This window comes from Nocardia sp. NPDC004278 (assembly GCF_053602975.1).
This window is the reverse complement of record NZ_JBSGEQ010000020.1, coordinates 40278-59254: the sequence shown is the minus strand read 5'-3', so window position 1 is coordinate 59254 and position 18977 is coordinate 40278. Positions and strand designations below refer to the sequence as shown.

The following is an 18977-nucleotide window of genomic DNA, read 5'->3' as shown; positions in this document are numbered from 1 at the left end:
ACCCACCCGAGTCGGAAGGCGACAACAGCACAGACACCGGCGCGATCAATTCCCTTCTTGCGGATTACCCCATCGAGGGGCCGGGTGGCGACGTCCTGACCCCACGCGAGGCCGACACGCTCCGTTTGCTGGCTGAAGGCATGACGAACAGGGAGATCGGGGAGCAACTCGGCATATCAGAGAAGACCGCCGCCCAGCATCTGGAGCACATCTTCTGGAAGCTCGACGTCCGCAATCGGACCGAAGCCGCGCTCAAGGCCAGGAGTCTGTTCGATCTCAACGGCGGCGACGCCCCGGATCCGGACGCAAGCGATCTGTCCAGCCACGATATCGAGACACTCGCCCTCCTCGTCGCAGGCAAAACGAACAAGGAAATAGCGCAGGCACTCTACCTATCGGAGAAAGGCGTCAAAAACCGCCTCAACAAGATCTACAAGAAACTCGGTGTAACCAATCGGACCGAGGCGGCCGTGCAGGCTGCCGAGTTGGATCTCGACCCGTACAGCATTCGTCACAAGCTCTCCGCGCGCGAACTGGCGACCCTCCAACTGCTGTCCGAGGGCGTCGAGGTCAAACAGATCGCGCTGAACCTGGGCGAACCGTTCAAGACTGTGAAGAATCGCGTTTCGAGCATTCTGCACAAACTGGAAGTGAGCAATCGAACCGAAGCCGCGCTCAAAGCGACAAGCTTGGGCCTTGTCACTCCGACCGGCGGCTCGGAGGCAACGGCCGAGACGGCACCCATCCAGCTTTCCGAACGCGAGAAATCGATACTGGAACTGCTGACCGAAGGAAAACGCAACAGCGAAATAGCGCAATCCTTACAAATATCCGAAAAGACGGTCAAGAATCACCTGACAAATATCTTCCGTCAGCTCGGTGTCGAAAATCGAACCGAGGCCGCGATGAAAGCCGGGAGTCTGGACCTTCGCAGCGGACCGCCGCCCGGGCCGGCAGCGGCCGGCAGCGGAGATGGAACTACCAGCGGCACCCCCGGCCCCACACGTCGCCGCCCGGCCGGGCCAGGCGGGCGCCACCATCACGCGCGCAGGCCGCGTCAACCATTCACTGTCGGGATCATTCCAGGCGAATTCGATTCGGTGCGGTACCACCACCTCCCTTCGGATTGCCCAACAGATCCCCATGGACGCCGCGGGAAGCAATCGGGCGCAGGAAACCCCGAACCCGACGGCAGCACAGCACATCCCAGCGACACGCCACCTGCCGCCGCGTCCGCAGAAATGCCGGCGGCACAAACGGTCCATGACGATTCCCCAGCGCTGGACGCCCCGACCGGCGCTGTACCCGCGATGAGCGATTCGGGCGCAAGCGATTCCGAAATCCCAGCCGAGGGCACAAGCAGCGACGCTCCCGCACATCCCCCGCGTTCGCTGGTCGTCGGATTGGCCGCCCAACTGTACGGGGTTCTAGCCGCCGAATACACCGGCGAAACCGCTGGATACGACGCGGCGCTCGATACCACCACCGCGCCGGCGTGGATTGACGCTCACCAGGGCAGCAACCAAGTTCCGTTGACCACCACGGACTTCCATGATCTTCCGAACGACGTGCTGTCCGAACATCTACGCTTGGCCGAGATCGCGCTGCCGATCATCCTGGACGCGTTGGTGTCCGGGACAGATATCTCGACTGACGACTTCCTCGACTACCTCGGCAGCCGAATTCACAACGGGCGGCTCCAACACCATTGGCGCACGGCCACCCCGGAACAGCGACTTCCGTTCGACGATCCCGGCTACCCCGAGGAACTGCGTGAACAGCATCGGTGCCTCGCCCGCGCGGCACGTGATTCGGTGGTCTCGGCCAGTGCTATCGACCAGTCCGTGGCCGATCCGTTCGAATCCTGCGCGACGGGCGCCAAGGTCGCCGCGGAGTTGTGGCGCAGACACGCGGTCCGCATCTTCGGATTCGACTTAACCAGTGTCACAGTGGAAGTCGTTCGTCGGATCGCTCGAGCGATACATCATTTGTTGACGAAATACCCGCACGTGCAACTGCTCCAGATCGGGATCGGGCCCGTCTCGCAGGGGCGACGGTTCGCCATGAGTGACCATGTCGCGGGAACCGCTACGAGTTACCCGTACACGCGGTCGATCACATTGTCCGACGATTTCGCAGCCGACCCGGAGCTCTTCGCTCAGCAATGGGCCGAGATGCTGAACGACGGGCTCGCTGTAGGGTCTGTCGAGGAGCCGGTACTCGGGTTGGTCCGGCGGGAATTCGGCTATGCACTTAATAATGCGAGTTGGCTGAGAGCGCAGCGGGACGCCAAGTTGACGCTTGTCGACCACCATCGAGACAGTCATCAGGGGCCGATGCCGTGGTCTCCGAGTGAGGCGTTCGCCTGGCGGGACAGCCAGTTCCGCAAATATGGACTCGGTGGCGACGGCCGATTGGATGTGGCCGCCGCGCTGGCGGGAGCCTTCTCGGCCACGGAGCATGATCCGACCGGCGCATCGGTCGGGGAGCAGGTACTGCACGACCTGTTGACCAAGATCGCGCCACAGCGGTTGGCCCAGAAGTACCGCGAGCGAGGGCAACTCGCGGCCGAGTACCGTCCTGTGACGCCGACGGAACAACAGGCCAAGATGGCGATGGTCGCGGCGCTGCGAGCCGATCATGGCATCGATCTCATCGGTATCGAAAACCCCGGTATCAGCGCGGACACCGCCGGTCAGCTCATTGCGGCCAGACTGCACATGATCGCCCGGTTCCCGATCCTCAGAGACCTGTCCGAGATCAAGATCGTCCCTGGAGACATCGGCACATTCGGCGAGACGTCCATTGACGGCATCGAATTCAACGAATTGTGGATGACCGCACCGGCGCGAATGCACGCCGATGCAATAAAGCAGGCGGCTACCGGACGGCTGCGCGTCGATCTCGACCGCGTGTACTTCTGCCTGGCCATTCACGAATTAGCTCACGCGCTGCGCCGGCTACTGCCCATCCACGCGCCGAGTGCGTATGAGGTGGTCTGTAATTACTTCGAGGAAACCCACGGTTCCAACAACATTCGAGCATTGCGGGCATGGATGGCGGAGCAATTCAGCTCATACGGCATCCGCCAGAAGGACGGCGCTCTCAATCCGGACGAGGCCGAGGCAGAATCGGTGGTGGCTGCCGAGGTCGACACCCTGACGCCGACCGAGGGCGAGGCAATGGTCCACCGCAATATCAGCGCGCTGGCCGACGCCGAGGCCGAACGACGCGGCCTGACCCCGGCCGAGCCAGCCATCGCGGAACAGCCGGACTCCGATGACCCAACGCATGCGGCGGAACCCGAACGACAGCAAAGCACCGTCGGCGAACAAGTCGACTCGGATACCGCCGCAGTATCCGACCAACCCACCGCACGCGTGGAAAACAGCCAGGTCTACCACCGACTGATGGCCGCGCTCGGCAACCCACTCATCGCACGAAACCTGGCCGCCAGAGTCCGTGCCCGCGCCGCCCGAGAACAACTACCCACCGACACCGAAGCCGCCAGGCAACGACTGTTCGATATGGCCGAAAACGTCCTGGCCGAACACCGTGACGCCATGGCGGGACTCCCAGCGTTCGACAGCAACCAACCCGCACCCGAAAGAGAAACCGGCCCCGTCTCCTTCCAGCGCGGCGGCGTCTTCAACCACAACCTCCCCGACAACCAACCACCCGAAAAACCCCACGAAGCGGCGGTACCCGACACTCAGCACAACCCCACATCTGCCGCCAACAACGAAAACTCCACGGAAATAGGCAGTGCCGGTCACGGCGACGGCGCTGGAGCGAACCCGCCGGACGCCCGCGAGCGCCTTGCGACACAGCGGGAGCAGGCTCGCGCTCGGCGCGACGAACTCGCCGAGCGGCACGACATCGATCCGACCAGCTTGACGCCAGGTTCCGAGTCGTTGCGAGCACTGCGCACCAATTCCACTCAGGCACAGGCGATTCTGGCCTCGCGACTGGACGACGACAAGCGTGCCGACCCGCCGCGCCCGCCCGACGAGATAACGCGTACATATCTCGAGTCGTTCAAGGCCAACCGCGACATGCTGGCGGCAGCCGAGCGGGTCAATGCGTTGGACGCGGAAATTCGGCTGCTCGACAAGGTCGACGAGGCCCGTAGCCATGCCGATTCGACGGCGGCGCAAGCACAGGACCTGTATAACGTGCGGCGCAAGCGAGACGAGGCGGCGGCCGAGCTCGCGCAACAGCTCGGTGTGGACCAAGCGGTATTGGGCGCGTGGGTCAGCTGGGTGGTCACCTTCCTGGAGACCAATGGCACGCAGGACGACGACCCCCGACTCCGCAACGCTAAGCAATTCGTCGAATTCCATTCGCGGACAGCGGCCGCCGAGGAATCCCGCTTCCTGGATGGCCAGCGCGCTCGGCTCGACGCTCTCGCCCAGCAGCGGCAGGCAGCCGAGGCGCGACGGGAACAAGCCCGCGCGGCGACCGGCGCAATGGCCGATTTGGTCGTTCTCGGGCTAACCAACCCGGCACAGCCCGACGAGCTGACCGCACCGGAATACGTCGAGTTCCACAGCCGGCATCAGCAGATTCGTAACCTCGACAAGCAGCTCGGCGCACTCGCCGACGATATGCTCGCCCCACGTACACAGCCGCGTCCGGTGCTACCGAAAGATTGGGCCGCGGAGCATCCGGAACTGGATCAGATCGCGGACGGCGCCTGGTATCAGCTTTCCACGGTGCGCTCCGATGTTTCCCAGAGCGGAGATGTCGACGAAGTTGTTTCGGCCGTAATGGGTTTCGATGCGCTGAATCGAGAACAGCGCTGGGCGCTGGTTCCCCAACCGCACGACGATAAGCGCGCCTTGCCCGCGCGCTGGCGCGACCGGATCGTCCGGTTGGGGATCACCCGAGAGATGCTGGACAGCGACCTACAGCTGGCACTGCAACAGCCCGACGACGCGGATCCGATGGCGGCGCTCGAGCTGCAATTCGAGCAGGCCGACTTCCTACGACAGCGGATGCGTCTCGAAGCGGCGGTGCTGGGCATGGCGGCGGCCGCGGAACTCGCCGCCGATCTACCCAGCCACCCGCGTGTGCACGTCTTGGACTATTACTCAGGACATTTCGAAATACCGACACATTTCGAACTCGCCATCGGGGATGTCGATGCCGCCGACGAGGTGCACGTTCGAGTCTTCGATCAGGACCTCACCGCGACGTCCGTGATCGCCGCGGTCGCGCAACTGGCGCAGGACATCGAGGCGGCCGCACGCGACAATCCCGGAGAACGAGTCGCATGGGTGCTGCGCATGACGGGTGGCGCCGGTGTGGATCAGGCCCTGCCAGCGCTGATCGAAGATCTTTCAGCGCGCAAGCGAATTCGCGATTACTACGCAACCCGGCCGGGTGGACGGCCACCACTGCCGGGCTTCCATCTCGTCTCCGGGCACGAGGGCGCCGACGAGTTGGTACTCCGTGCGATGCAAGATCCCGGACTCGCTGGCCTCCTACTGGAAGCCCCAGAGCCGCAATCCGATTCGGAGGTGCGCGGTGACGGCTCGGTCGCGTTCCGAAGCCCGGACGGCCCACCGGTGTCCTGGGACGACCTGGCGCTGGCGCTGCTGCTGGAAGGCGCGAACGCCAAGGATTGCGCGCCGAATGCCATCGATGCGCTCGAGCGTGAGGGACTACCGGTCCGACGGCGCACGGATCAGGGCCCGCCGGAGGAAATGTTCGCCGCGGAGTTCAGCTGGTCGACACGCGCGGGGTGGCTGCGCGGAGGTTTCGTCGCCGACCAGAACGGCACCGCACGCGACAAGGCCGCGGATTTGCTCCGTGATCTCGGTCCCGGGGCACGGGTGGCGGTTGTGTTCGACCGTCCGAATGGTCTCGGCGCACACCTATATCTGACGAAAGCGGATGAGAACGGCGATGTCTGGCAACGTGAACTGGTCGGTTACGACCCGCGCGAAGAACCGCTGGAGTACCGTCCGCGCGAAGAACAGTGGACACGGCATGTGCGCGGCACCCCGGACGAATCGGGAGCCACCTACTTCGGGGTCGCCTTCGTCCAGAACGACGACGTCACCGGCCTGCGACCCGTGCCCCTGTTCGATCCCGACACCAACGTCGCGGCGACGCCAGGTGAGCCGCTTGCCGACTACCCGATCAGCCCGATGGGTGACCGGTCCGAGCGCGACGGGAGCAATTCCCGAACCACGCAGAGCCAAACCCGAACCCAGTCCCCGACAACCGAACCGCCACCCGAAACGCACGAAGCGATAGCGCCGCCAGCAGGGGAGGACGGCCGCACCGACACCCCGGTCGATGCCGCGGGCGTACACGGCGACCTGGACGCGGCACCGTCGGTGGCCAACCGTTTCGACGACGCGGAGTCAGCAGCTCGTTCCCTCCCGGAAACACCATGGAACAACCGTCGCCAGCCCAGCAAGCCAACGCCTTGGACCGGCAGTAAACGCGGTAGCGACTCGGCTGGTCCTACGAAAGGCACCCCGCGGAGACCAGCTGGGTTCATCGAGTTTCGGGCTGGGCTCTGCGCGATACTGGCAGCCGATGTCAAAGCACCCGATCCAGCTCAGGCGCTGGCCGAGGCCACCGCCGAGCAAATTCTGGAGGCCATCGACAGGCTTCCACTTAACCAGCGGACTGCCCTGCGGGGTCTGGATACCGGGAAGCCTTTTGCAGCGGAAACACAGTCGGATCCCGACGAAATCGAGGACATCGTAGTCGAGGCCGCCGACAGCTTGGTCAAAGCGATCGTGCGCGCCGAGCGCACCAGGCTCGAGGCACTGCGTCGAGCATTGGCAGAGGCCGATCCATCGCAATTACGGGAGGCGCTCGCCCTGCTCGGGGCTAAGCAGCGTCGTATCGTACTCAGCCTGTTCCGTGACCGCATACAGCCGGCCGACCTAGCCGTGGCAATGCGGCTCGAGCAGCCGACAATCAAGCTGATGGCGGACGGGGCCATCCGCCGGATAGCCAGACATCTCGCCGACAAACGCCGCGAAAACCTCGGGCCCGCACAAGGGCAATCCCCGGACTCGTTCAGTGGGGGAAGCATCGTCCACAAGGAGAGCGAGCTGCTGGTCGATGTCCTGAGCCGGCTGGAAGAGTTGTACGCGTCCCAGGTGGCGTCCCCCCGTGACGTTGTAGAGCCCAGTGTCACCCATAGACTGACTCCTCGTCAGATCGCGATTCTTCGTCTGATGGCAAAGGGCAAGACCTTCCCGGAAATCGCGGTCGCCACTGGGACTTCCAAGTTTGCGGTACAGGCACAGAAAGCCGCTATCGTTCGTGAATTCGGCATCAGCGATCGGAACGGGATCGTCGAGATGGCGATACGCAACGGCATCATCGACGATGACTCCGACTCGCAGGACTCCAACAACGACGCCCCGGCTGCCGATGGAGCCGCGCATGACCCTCAGGTGGAATCGTCCGAAGAGCCGATTGAACTGACAGTGTCGCCCGCTCCGTTGAATTCGATCGCACTCAGCAAGCTTTCGCGTCGCGAGGCCGACGTGGTTGGCCTGGCCGCACTGGGACTGTCGAATCGCGAAATCGGCCAGCGGCTCGGTATTGCACCGCACACCGTGGAGGACCACCTCGGCCGCGCCGCCCGCAAAATGAACGTCCGAGGACGCAACGCGACAATCGCGGAGACGACACGTGCGGACGTACACACGGTCGCGCTGACCGAAGTCGAGGCACACACTCTTCGCTTGGTAGCGGACGGCATGTCACGCGCAACCGTCGGGGCCGTGCTCGGCGCAACGCCGAAGCAAGTCCATCGGCTCCTGACACAACTGGCCGAGAAGGTCGGCGCCGACGGCCCGCTTCAGGTGGTACTCGCGCCGCTCGACACAGATCCCACTTCGGCCCGAATGTCGCAAAGCCAACTCGAGAGGCTTCGCGTCGTCGTCGGCACCCTGCCGACCACCCCCGACGGTGATTCGACGACTGTCTCCCCGGATGCGGTGCAGGACTTCCGGATTCGAATAGCGGCCGAACTCGGCACGGGGCCCGTCGATGTCACACGATCCGAATCGACCAGCGATCAGGCCCTCTCGGCGACGGCTGCCGAACCCAACCGACCGGATGAAACGGCCGCTGAGACGGGCAGCGCAGCAGACAACGGCGGCGCACCGAGCCCACAACTCCCGCCCGGCGGCTACGGCGCGGTGGCAGAGAATCGAAACGCGGACGCCGCAAGGTTCGGGATCAGCGCGATAGGTGACATCATCGGTGGCCGCGCCGAGGGGCTGGAACCGGATCCGCCGCTGCGGCGCGAGCCAGGTCTGTTCGACCCGGTGCTCGATGGGTTCGGCCGGAATCCGGAAGGCCGTGCATTCTGGCTGCCCGGTAAGCGGAGGAAACAAGCGGCTGCCAGCGCGGCCGCCGAACCCGGACAGACGCCGGCCGCCGAATCGGCACCGGCATCGCCCGCCGGCCCGACCCAGGAACCCGAAACGCCCGAAGAGTCGGTCTCACCGAAGCAGTTGCTTATCACCAATAAGGTGTATCGCGACCAGTTGTACATTCCGAATGCCCTCTCCAACATAGGTTTCAGCATTCAGGAGTCGGCCCTGCCACTGTTGATGCTGAAACTGACAGGTTCGCCGATGGCGGCGGGCCTCACCTCATTCGCGCCCATGGCAGCGAAGGTCTTGGCCGAGCCCCTGGCGGGCTATGTCGCCGACTTACAAGACCGCGTCAAGACAATGCAGATCACGCAGTGGGGAACTGTCGCGGCCGCTACCTTCGCCGGTGGCGCGGTGGCCCTCGGGGTCCCGGATATCGGCCCGGTACTCGCCGGGACAACCTTGGTCGAGGCGTTCCTTTCGACGTTTTACCTGCGCAGTCTCCTGGGGACGGTTCGAGATCTGGTCACACCCGAGCAGCTGCTGGCAGCGAACCGGATGGCGGAAATCGATCGGTATGTCGCCGGTACCGGTGGGCGCGCGCTCGGACCCATCGTGCTGAACGTGGCGAACTCGCTGCCGTTCGCGGCGAACGGCGCCTCATCGCTGTGGATCCTGAGGGCGCTGTCTCGCCTCCGAGAGTCTCTCCCGCCGCATGTCCCGAAGGACCGCCCCGCATTCCGCGACATATTCACCGATATCGCCGACGGCGCGCGGGCAGTCCGGAACGACCCATTTCTTAGCGAATACGCCCTGGTCACGGTGGCCACCAATGCGGCGATCGGGATTTTGAACATTCGCACTGCCACTATTATCGACCAGGCCCACATGCACGATGTGGCCACCGCGGCGGTCGTCAGTGCCAGCGCTATCGGTGGCGTAATCGGCGGGCTGCTGCCGAAGAAGTTGATCAGCAAGACCAAAGTCGAGCTCCTGTACCCGGCAGCGCTGTTCGGCTTCGCCGGAGTCGCCGCACTCCAAGCGGCAACCCCCAACCCCTTCGCTGTGGCCGCTGGTGCACTCGGCACCTCGATAATCGGTGTCGGCCTAAATGTCCGGGTGGCAGGACACCTGAACCAGACCGTTCCCAAGGAGCTCTTCAACCGGGCGAACAGCGCGAAGGATATGGTCTTGTACTCCGGAGCGGCCGCCGGTCCGCTGCTGGGCGGCGCCCTGCTTTCGGCGCAGGGAATCTTCGTCCCGGGCTGGATAGCGGTTGGCATCATCGGTGCGGGCGCCGTCGGCGTCGCCGCGCACCACGCCGCCGCCATCGGCGGCGCCGCGCACCAGCTGATCAGACGCCTGTTCGGCCTGCGCCAGCACGGATCCGAGACCCTGCCGGAACCGGATACGGAAAGCCGCGGTGCCCATCCAGATTCCATCCGGGCGGACGGCACCGATCCGCTGCTCGAGCTGATCAGCGATGTGAATCCGTTGGGCAACGAGAACAACTGCGCCGAATGCGCGATCGTCACCGACCTCAGAATCGACGGCCGAACCGACATGGTCGCCGCACCATCGCCAACGGGTCGAACAGGCGGCCGCGGCACCGACGGCAGACATGACGTACCGTTTATCGAGGCCCACTACCGGACGACATTCCAACCCGTCCAGAGCTTGGCCGACGTCGAAGACGAATTGATCGACGGCGACCACCGGGCTCGCGGCATCATCGTCTACTACGACCACTCCCAGCTGGACAACAACCAGCAGCCGACGGCACACGCGGTGAACGTTGTCAACGACCACGGCACCATCCGCTACCTCGATGGCCAACACGGCCGCGACGCGACTACCGACATGCGCGCGACCGGTGATCGACTCACGGTGCCGGAGAATCAGGTCGACGGCAACCGACCACCGGTCGAAGCGTATTTCCTACGAACCGACGGCCGATACACCGGATTCCAGCGCGGCGCACCCCACATCAGAAAGCTCGCCCCGAACCGACCGGTTATCACGGGGACCGGCCCCGCACCCGATTCGGAGCAGGCGAATAGCCAGCTTGCGCAGGCGCGCACACTCCGCGACTCGGGGGCTGTGGACCTGTCGATAGATCCGGCTGAGCTGCAACACAACGCCCCGGCCGGTGCGCGAGCAGAGCGACAGGAGCCACCCACGCCACCTCGCGGTGGGGGTGGTGCCAACCCGCCGGGGCCGATGACTTCATTCCACGAGTTCGATATCGACCGAGCGGCACGCGGCCTCCCACCGCAACGCAAGAACCACCGAGCGCTCAAATCCGGAACAGGGCTGCACGGCAACGAAATCGGCGGCACTGTCTACCACCACCACGCCCAAGACCCAGACGGCCGACCATACCCGCAGACCCGAGACTCGGGAGCACCCAGCGATGCCGCGCATCGGCCGGAAGACGATCCGACGACTCCGCACGAACCGCCGGGCAATGGCGCTACAGAATCGGCGAGCGGGCCGCGCCGACGAGCGAAACCGATCGACGCCACCGGGCTGCTTCCTCGTGAACTCGAGGTGCTACAGCTGACCTACGAGGGCCTGTCGCGCGATGAGATCGCCGTAAGACTGGGATTGAGTCCCGGGACCGTCTCGAATTACAACACCAGTGCGGCCAAGAAGCTTAATACTGCGAGCATCATTGCCGCGGTGGTCAAGGCCAGGCGCTGGGGCCTGCTCACGACTACCGATACGCCGGCATCGACGGACTTCGATCTGTCCAAGGACGAGATCGAGTTGCTCCAGTTGATCGCCGAAGGGCGGACCAACCAGCAGATCGCCCACAAACGCAAGGTGACCCGTCAGACCGTCGAGCGCCACCGTGCACGCATCGGCGAGAAACTCGGCGTCCGCGAGCCGATACCGATGGCCATGATGGCACTGCGGCTCGGAATAATCGATGACGACAGGTCCAACGCAACCGAGCCGCCCGAGCAGAGCACGTCCGTCGATTCGATATCCGACGGTGCAACAGCTGTTCCTGCCGAGACGCCGAGCCAACCCCTGATCCGGCACGTGCTGCCCCCCGACGTTCACACCACAGAAATTCTCGACAGCGAACACAGCCCGGCGCTGACTTTGCGCCTGTGTGCCGAACGGATGCTGCACGGTCTCGGGCTGCAGAACGAGCCCATCCCGATAGCGCCGAACGGCGCACCGCGCTGGCCGGCCGGCCTGGTGGGTGATGCCACCGGAACCAGCGGATACGCCGCGACGGCGGCCGCACCCGGCGACGTGTACCGTGCCATCGGTCTCGATGCCAAAGATCATGTGCCGGCCCACCTCACCACGCGACCGGGCAGTATTCGACACGATGAACGTCTGCTCGTGCGAGACCTCGCGTCCGCACATCCCGGAATCCATTGGGATCAGGTGCTGGCTTCGGCCAAGGACAACGTCATCGACCTACAGTTCCAGCTGACGGCGGCCGAGATCCGTCCAGACGACGTGGACATCACGCTCAGGCCCGATCCAGCGCATCCCGAATCCGGGTCCATCGAGGTGCATCCGGCGATCGATCAACGCCGCGCCTCTCCTCGAATGCTGTTCTCCGGACGCTTCCAGGTCGGTGGCGGGACGGTGCTGACCGCGTTCGCAGTACAGCACGGTTCCGGCAGTCCCGAACCGGCTCCGGAAGCGGCTGCGCAACAAGATAATTCGATCCCCGAACCGGGACACCCACCGACCGAGCCCGGGGCCGCACACCACGGAGAACAACCTGGTCGCACCACAGCCCCGACCGCCGAGGGGACCTCCGCGACGACTGACCCGCAAGACATGCGTCCACCACACCATCCAGCACCCCCTGGCAGCGAATCGCCGCACGGAATAGAAGCACTGCGACGCAGCCCGCAACCCGAGACCGAGGCGACAACACCGACACCACAGGAGGACACACAACACCCCACAACAACTCGCCCTGAACGCGATCCTCTCGCCCCCACTCGGTTCCGCGCCGCCGGCTGGAACCGTCGGGCCCGCCGCATGAACCCGATCCTGGCCGTCCAACGCAACAACATCCCGGACGACCCCGTAAACGGAGTACGCAACAGGCAGCCCACATCATCGACACCTGGCACTGAAGCAGCCGACGTCACCGGCGCTGACGGTAGCGGGCACACAGACGCCGAGCCCACCGCGCAGCCTCGGCCCGCACACCCGACCGGCGCGAGTACTGACGACGAACCCCCAGGCGGCGACAATCCATCGACCAACCCTCGTGCCAGGGGCGCACGTCCCACCGACAGCGCTCCCCCAGGACCGGAAATCCCCAACCCACAGTCCACCAGGCTCTATGTCGCAGGTGCGCATGAGACCGGCTCCGCACCGCGCCTGATCCACGCCGGGTCGCGGCCCGACGGCAACCGGGGTGTCGTGGCGAGCTTCCTCGCCGAAGGCTATGTCGCGCATGGCAGCTACCGCCCGTTCACGCTGCTGGCGCCTCAACTTCCGGCCCAGTTCGCGACCTGGCTCGGCAAATCGAAACCGGATGCGATGGCGTTCGCCACGTCGAATATCGACCGCGCGATGTTCTTTGCGTTGTGCGTGTGGCCGGGCAACAGTTCCGGTGGATGCCAGCACTGGTCACCGGACAGAACGGCGATCGTCGAGACGTTCGTGCTCGGCCGGGCCGACCGCGAGACCGCAAGTGCCCCGGGGCATCGCGGATATGTACTGATCTTCCCCGCGGACCAATTCCGGCGGGCGCACGCGCCACAGTTCTACGTCACCGACCGCCCGGTTATGCCGGTGGCGATCGTCGAGGTGACCCCCGATGCCTGGACCGGGCCGCCGATCGTCACGCTTCCGTCGACTCGCCGGGGAGGCGACCAGCACCAGGCGTTCGGTTACAAACTCGGCGGCGCCGAACTGGTCACGACCGTCGAGCGCCCACGTCCGAGGGCAGAGCTGTCGATGGGATCGGTTCGCGGCCCGGATCTTTCGAAGCTGTCCGACGCGCGCGAAACCGAAATGGTCGAGGTCTACCGATCGACCTCTGAGGCTCGGCCGCAGCTGTCGGGCTGCGCCTACGGCAAGCATGTCACGACCCCGGTCAGCGGCTGGACGTCGACATTCAGCCCGGATCTCGAATGGCGCGCGACGCTCGACACGACCGGATGGGAACCCGGGTCCGGGCGGCCTCTACCCCTTGGAAAGCCCCTCGCACGTCAGTCGGAAGGCCCACCGCCACAACGCGCGCTCTGGCGGCCCGGTCTGCCGCCACCACCGTGGCCCGCGAATCAGGTCGACCAACACGACCGGCTCCCACGCTGGGGTGGCGGAACCGCCAACGGCGTTCGCAACAGGCAGCCCACACCACTCCCCGAAGCCCCACCGGCCGCCTCCCGTGACAAAGCGGCACAGCAGATCGATGTCACACCTCCACAGCCGACCGAACCCGGTTGGCGGCACCGACGCACGCGAGACGAGGTCGCACTGACGCGCTCGCTGTACAACGATCCGCGCAGCCGGGCGGCCGTGATCGAAGTGCTGGACTGCCTGCGCGAAGTACTCGTGCAGTTGCACCCTGACGCTACTCCCGACCAGATCGACGACGCGTTCTATGCGTACGAGAACGTGAAGTGGGGTGGCGCGGTACCGCGTCACGTGTCGTTGGATGAACTTCGGCGCGAAGGGAATCTGCGTGAGTTGATGTCCGCGGTGCTCAACGCCATGATCCGCAACGCGGAGCTGACGCAGACCCGCTCGGGCACCACACTGGCCGACGGCCTCGCCGGACTGCTGAATCAACCGGATTGGCAGGCACAAGCAGCGGCTATCGGGTTGAACATCCCTGCACTGGGTGCCATCCGGGAGTCGATGCTGGCCGAGAAACGCGATGATCCGATTACGGCTGTGGACTTCCGCGACGTCACCCATCTGGTGCAACCGACGGATCCGGTCGTCGCACAACTCCTCGCCGAATACTCGCAGCGCAACAATCTGACTCACAACCGCTTGCCCGACGAGATGGCGCGCCGGAGTCTCGATCTGACCGAATACGCGCTGCTGTCGATGCCCATATCGGAACGGGAGCTGCAAGCCATTCCCGCCGGCATGCTCATCGCCCGGAAAATCAGCATCCTGGATCCAGCTCGAGTGCTGCCGCACGATCCGCGCGGCCGGGTCGACGTGAAAGAGCTACTCGCGCAATTGCGGTCCGAAGATCCGACGATCACGGATGTACTGCCGCTCTACCGCTACGACGAGCACAGCGGCCGCATGCTCGACTCGGCAGGATATGCCGTCGTCGATGGTGTTCGGGTCTTCCACGAGGCGGAACCGGTCAGTGCCGCAATGGCTCTCGAACTGGACCCCACCCGATACTCGGTCTCGCTGCCATGGCGCCCCGGCACAGCACTGGTCGAGTTCGACACCGACGATCCGTTGTTCCAGCAGATTGCCGTCGACCGCCGGTTTGCGCTTACGGCGGGGCCTTCGGGCAGCGCCACTCGGTTGGTCGCGTACACCAACTTGTTGCCGGTAGGCTTCCCTGGGCTCGACTTCATCGGTGCGGCAATGGGTTTCATGATGCCGCACCATCACTCGCTGCACGAGATCGTGCACGGGCTGCGAATGGCTGGCGTCCGCTTAGTGGCCGACGCGATAATCATCGGCTCCGATGTCGCCCTGTTCTATCGCGCCATGCGCAACCGGTTCGCGCGTCCACGACGGTCCCCCACGCCGTCGGAATGGCTCACCACCCGCGGCGCGGCCGGAACGTCGACGGAGCCGACTACGCCACCACGGGAGGCTGCCTCCGGCAGGCGATCGCCATGGAGCAGCCGATCATCCACCACAGATTCTGAGCGCACGTCGGCAGCAGCATCTGAAACCGCCGCACCCGACCCTGGCCCTCAACGCCGACCCGCCCGCCCTGCTGCCCTACCCGGATTCATGGGCGTCCCAGACCCTGACGATCCGTTCGGCGACCGCGCCAACCCCCTACATCACGGTTTCGAACCAGCACGCGGACACCGACGGGTCGAAGCGCTCGCCCAACCCCACGCCACCGGCGGAGGCTGGCCTCGGGGCGGCGGCAATGGCGACGAACCACCTCGGCCACCGAACGACGTAACACCGGCTGTACGGTCGAACGACCTTGGCACCCAGCCACTTCCGGAACAGCCGGCGGCGCTGGAAACTACTGACGATCCATCTACCACCGAGCCGGGTGCACAGCACGACGAGGACACCGACCAGCCGAACCCTGGATCAGCCGGTGCCCAGCTGACGATCATGGATCCCGGCGCCGAGAACGTCGCTCCCGGACCCGAGTATTGGCGCCCGGTTCAGGACGCGATCAAGAGAGTGGTGGCACTGTCCCCTGAGGGATTCGGATACCTACTGAAGATGCCGATGCCCCGAGACGGGGCACCATTCGGGGCCGACTGGGTCAGCAATCGGCGCGACTGGTTCCACGCACTGTTCAAGGAAGACCTCGACAAACTGCGGGACGTGGAGCTCACCGAGAAGGATCTCTTGGAGCTGGCCCGGTTCATCCAACGCTTCCCCGTATACATGACGCTTGCGTTGATCAACGTGACCGGCTCGTCGATCGATCAACTGGTCCATGAGCACAAGATCGACTGGCACACATTGTTCTTCACGCAGGAGAAGATCACGAAGGACGGCGAGACCATCCCGGTCTGGAAGTTCCGGACCAAGCCGGTAGGCACCCCCGAACGGGCCAGCCGCCGGGATTCCACCGATGAGACCAGGTGGGCCAGCTGGCAGCGCACCACTTCGAATGATGAACTCCCGCAACTGCTGCTGATCGCGGCCGGCATCATGCAGTACTTCTCCGGCAGGCCGATGCTGGACGACGACATCGAGCTGATGGACGACGCCTGCAGGCGCGGAGTGATCACCGATGATGAGAACGCGTTCTGGAAGCGGCACCTGAAGGACGACCTGTGGTCGGCGGCGTTCTACCCCGGCTGCCGGTGGCTCGAGCCACAGAGCGACGACTACCTGCGAGCTCGGGTCGACTGCGCCTTCATCTGGTCGAGAATCGGCTCTCGCCGGGCCGAGGAATACCTGATGGCGGTGACCGACAAGTACCTGGTCAGCACCGTCCTGCGGGCAAACACCGAGTTCGTGTTGGGCACCGCGAACGACATCGTGAAAAGCGTCGCCGGTCTGCTGCCCGGACGATCCGGGCAGCTGCTCCTGGAGACCGGACAGCACATCTTCGGGGGCATCACCGGCAGGATCGCAAGCACAATGCGCGCCGCGACGGTCTGGGCGGCGGACCGCGTATACCCGGCGCCGACGACGGACGCCGAGCCCGATAACAGCACGCCGTCGACATCCTCGCGACCGACGCCATCGCGCGACCGGCAGTCCGCCGACCGAGCGCGCGAGTCCATACGTGCGGCCGGGCGCACAGCCGACGATGCCGCCGCCATGCCTGCGCCCGACGCCGGACCCCCGCCCCGCAGGCGCGAAATCCGCCCTGCGGCCATGATCGGCCCAATGGGCGTCCCTGACCTCGAAGACCCCTTCGGCGACGCCGGCAGCCCCTTCGACTACGGCCGCAAACTCGCACGCGGAAATCGGCGTGCGGAACAACTCGCCCAACTCAATATCGACGGTGGTGGCTTCGCCCGTGGCGACAAACCGCAGAACGCCCCCGACAAGCAGCCCGCGGCGACTCCAGAACTGGCACCGCCGCTGCGCCGAGCGCTCGAGACCGCCGAGAAGGAGGCGGCGGAGGTGGCGGCGGAAGCGTTGTGGAAGGCTCGGCAGCTCGGGATGAAAACCGAGCACGCGCACCGGGAGGAGCTCGAGGGCGTCGAGCAGGTGATCCTGGATCTGCAGGCCAGGCAGCGTCGGCGGTTCGACACGGCGTTACGTCGGCTCGTTGTCGACGGATTCGCGACGCTGGTGCTGCGCGATGAGGCAGAGCAGTTGGTCCCCAAGGCGGCCGAGCATTTCGAGTTGCTGAAGCCGCATATCAAGAACGCCCGGAACTATGTGCACGAGGTGCGGACGGCGTTGGAGGTGTTGGCGGCCAGGGATGCGCTGAAGGCTTTGGGCGCGGACCCGATCCTGGATGATGACGGTCACCGGATCGAGGGAATCGGGGTAGTGCCGGGCCAAGGCATCGTGGTCGCATCGCCACTACTCGGTCAACAGAACCTGGTGGACGAGCTGATACCGGGGCTGCGGGAACGGGCCGCGCGAGAAGGGATTCCGATCGAGTACCTGCAGGTTTTGATCGACGAGAATGCCCAGCTGACCGTGGAAGCGGTGCCCGGCGACCACACCGGGCCGGAACCCGCGATCCAGTATTACATCAACCGTCCGGACACCCGTGCGGCCGACCGTGACGCCAAGGCGTGGCTGAACGACCTCGCCGATGAGCGATCGTTCGCCGAGAAGCTGGCCAAAGCGGCAGCCTCGGGTGAGGTCGTACGCATACCCCTCGAGACCGTGGATCATCACACCTCGTCGGCATCGGTCTACTTGATCATCTTCGAGAATGGTTATCAGGCGGTCCTGAAGAAGGTCCGGGAAAAGGTCCACGCCGATGCGGAGCAATTGGCGGCGCGGACGCTCCGGGATGCCGGAACACACGCCCCGGAGGTGCTGCGCCTCGACGACCTGACGCTGATGGTGGAGTATGTGCCGGGGATTCCCGCGAACAAGCTGTTCTGGCATGGGAAAGATGGCTGGCGCGAGCATTTCCCGACACCCGCGGCAATGCGCCAGGGGTTGGGCGACATGCTGATTCGCCCATGGGATCGACACGAGGGCGCCAATTGGCTACTCGCGCACGGCTTCCAGATAGTGCCGATCGACAACAGTAACGCATACCAAGACGAGTGGCCGAAACCAAAGGGGTTCAGCGATCATTTCTGGGCGATAAAAGATGGCTTGGCCACATATATCAAGCATCATATTCCGAGCTCGGAGCTGGATGACATCCGCGAGCGAATCCGTACCTCGGAGTCCGAGTACCTCGATCTCCGCCACTGGGAATGGTACTCGAGTGTGATCAGGATCTTCGAGGAGATAGCGGCACAGGCGGAGGACGCCATGCCGCCCATCCGTAAACCCATCGAGGTGCTACGGATACTCGGTCAGCTTCGCGATGATCTGGCCGACCAGTTCGGCCTGCCATACCCACACGACACCCGGACATCACTCGAGTGGCGTAGCGCAGTCGCCGAGCTGCGACAGGCGTACACCGATAGTCCCGACCCGGAAATGCTCGGCTATGTAGACACTTTGGACGCGCTGGTCAAACTGCACCTGCACGCTCAGCTGAACGAGGTGAGCGCCGACGAGCTCGACGGAACCTGGGAAACCGAAGAGCCGGTCGACGGCACCCGGGTCGAATTGATCGACACGTATCTGGAAGGTCTGTCGCAGCGACTCGCGGATTTGGCCGAAGGCGCCCACTACCCCGATCCCAACGGGGAGACCGACACGCAATGGCAAACCCGCTTCGATCGTGAAATATCAAGTGCTACAACCGATTCCAAGCCCAACCAGTCGCCCACGGCAGGGCCCCTCGACATGGTCGACACGAACTCCGAAGACCTCGGCGAGGTTACCGCATCCGAAGGTGACTAA

1 protein-coding gene (only partly in view) is annotated in these 18977 nt (G+C 64.8%); it reads left to right on the top strand.

Annotation, left to right across the window (positions count from 1 at the left end):
• A protein-coding gene (locus tag ACWEO2_RS27295) for an MFS transporter (protein WP_452407916.1) crosses the window boundary here: on the top strand, positions 1 to 18977 show its 3' portion. The gene continues 8590 nt to the left of window position 1, outside the view; 18977 of the gene's 27567 nt are visible here — the last part of the coding sequence; the start codon falls outside the window, past its left edge; it ends in the stop codon at positions 18975 to 18977.